We start from the raw sequence: 2,113 nt of genomic DNA on the forward strand, positions 1-2,113 counted from the left end.
GAATTCAGGTTCGCGGCCAGCTTCTTGGGCGGCATCGCGCCGGTGCCGCTTTCGTAGTCGAGCGTGCCCTGACCCGACTTTTCAGCCTTGTTCTTGGATTTGTAAAAGGCAGCCGCCTTTTTGTCGTCGCCCGTCAGAACCTTGTAGGCTTCATCCGGAATGCCGTCCTCCAGAGCATCCAAATCGAATACGCCCAGCAGCGCATCGCCGCACCGAATATTGGCGTCAAGAAAGCCCAGGGGCTGGCCGGGACTGACGGATTCAATCCACAGCGCCACCTTGGCCAGTTCCACCGCCATCGGATTGCGGTCCACCCCGTGGATACAGCGTGAAACGACATCACGCAGGGCGGCCTGCGTCTCCTGCTTCCCCGCATCCTCGTTCCGCAGCCGCGCCACCCGATCCGCCATGCGCCGCGCCGCACCCAGCAGGAAGTGGCCCGACCCGCAAGCCGGATCGATCACTTTCAGATCCAGGATGCCATCAACGCCGCCTTCGGCCTCGGCCTTGTCCAGCACCGGATCTAGCGCGCTGTCGAGCAGCGTTTCGACCAGAGAGTCCGGCGTGTAATAGCTGCCGCTGGTCTTGCGGGCATTTCCCTTCGCCCCGCTATCCAGGCTGAACTGTCCATTCGCGGCCAGCTGCGGTCTGATTTCGAGCAGGCTTTCGTAAACGCTGCCCAGTTCTTCGGTCTTTAAATCGCGCCAGTTTATGCGATGGATCGCCCCGTCCTTGCGCAAATAGCCAAGGTTGAACACCGCCTCCAGAAAGCGGCGATTGGGAATGGCTGCTTCGTTCAGCAGCGGGGTCGCGTTCTTGGCGAACAGCCCGCCAAGCGCGGGCAAGCCCAGCATATCCTCGCCATGTTCAAGGCACCCCAGCGTGATCTTCATCGCTTCCCACGCATCGTGATGCGCATCGCGCGCCACGCGGCGGCGGGACCGTTCGCGCCAGAAGGTGAAGGAATAGCTGGCGGCGTAAAGCGCTCGGGCATCCTTCGTCGCATTGCGCGCGTGGAGCAGGTCGCGATCCTCTGCTACCGCAAGGAAGATGAGGCGATAGACTGTGCGGAGCAGTTCTTCGAAGAACGCCGCAAGCTGACCGTGGTCCGCTAGCTTCTCGCGCAAGGCAGGGCTCGCCTCGATCGCACCCTGGCCCAGTTCGAACAGGGCCAGTTCCACCCCGTCGCGCAGCTTGTCCCGTGCGGCGGTGCCTTGCTTCATGCCTTCGTTGCGCCACTCTTCCTGAGCGCAGTCGGACGGCGCCGCACCGGCTGCGCCAAAGCGGGTGGCGTGGGCCAATAGCCACCAAAGCGTGAAGTCGGCGAACATATCGTCGCGGAACATCGCGCCGAGGTCGGCCTCGATCCATGCAGGCCTGGTCAGGCTGGCATTGTCGCGCATCAGCCTTACGCGGTCTCCGGCGAAGACCAGGCCCCACAAGGCGTGGTCGGTGCCATTGAGCCAGTCCTGCAATAGAGAGACAGGACTGCGCTTCAGACGCCCGCCGCCTTGTCCGTCACCGAATTCAGGCATGGCGACATTGAACGCATCCTTGCCTTCGATCGGGGCCGCGACGACGATGGGAACACGGCCATCCTTCGCCTCCCAAGCAAGGCGGAAGCGGCGATTGCCTTCGGTGTGCTCGACCGGACCGGTCAGATTGTCGAAGCCGAAGCATTGGGTGAGCAAGCTCTGCGCAAACTGCGCCGTTTGCGTGACAGTAGGTGCGTCAATGCGGGCAAATTCGGTCCACAAATGCTGCCCGATGCGGAAGTAGCGGGCGATTTCGTCGCCAAGCCCCAAGCCCTTCGGGCAATCATAGCTGAGTGCCAACTTGGCAGTGCGATCAGCGGCGGCGATCTTCTGCACCTGCTCCGGTGCGATCAAACCACCTTCAATCGTAACGGCGACAAGGCCGAGTTCGGCTGCACGGATCGCCATCAGTTTGCCTCCGGCACAAGGACATAGAGGCCGATGACATCGGCAGGCAGGACCGCTTCCACCTCGGTTGTAGAGCCCTCGCCACGGGTTGCGGATTTCACGCGGTCATGATCCTCGGACAATTGTGCAGCACGGGAATGGGCCTAAGCCTCGAACGCGTCACCATATTC

At 62.2% G+C, this 2,113-nt stretch carries 1 protein-coding gene; it reads right to left on the minus strand.

Features of this window, described 5'->3' with window-relative positions; all coding sequences use genetic code 11:
- Window positions 1-1,943: N-6 DNA methylase (locus tag AAFM29_RS17310; RefSeq protein ID WP_341713967.1), on the minus strand; the 1,943-nt coding region annotated here is incomplete at its 3' end.
- Between the last annotated feature and the right edge of the window lie 170 nt (window positions 1,944-2,113).

The sequence above is a fragment of the Erythrobacter sp. genome (genome assembly GCF_038133525.1).
Taxonomy (GTDB): Bacteria; Pseudomonadota; Alphaproteobacteria; order Sphingomonadales; family Sphingomonadaceae; genus Qipengyuania.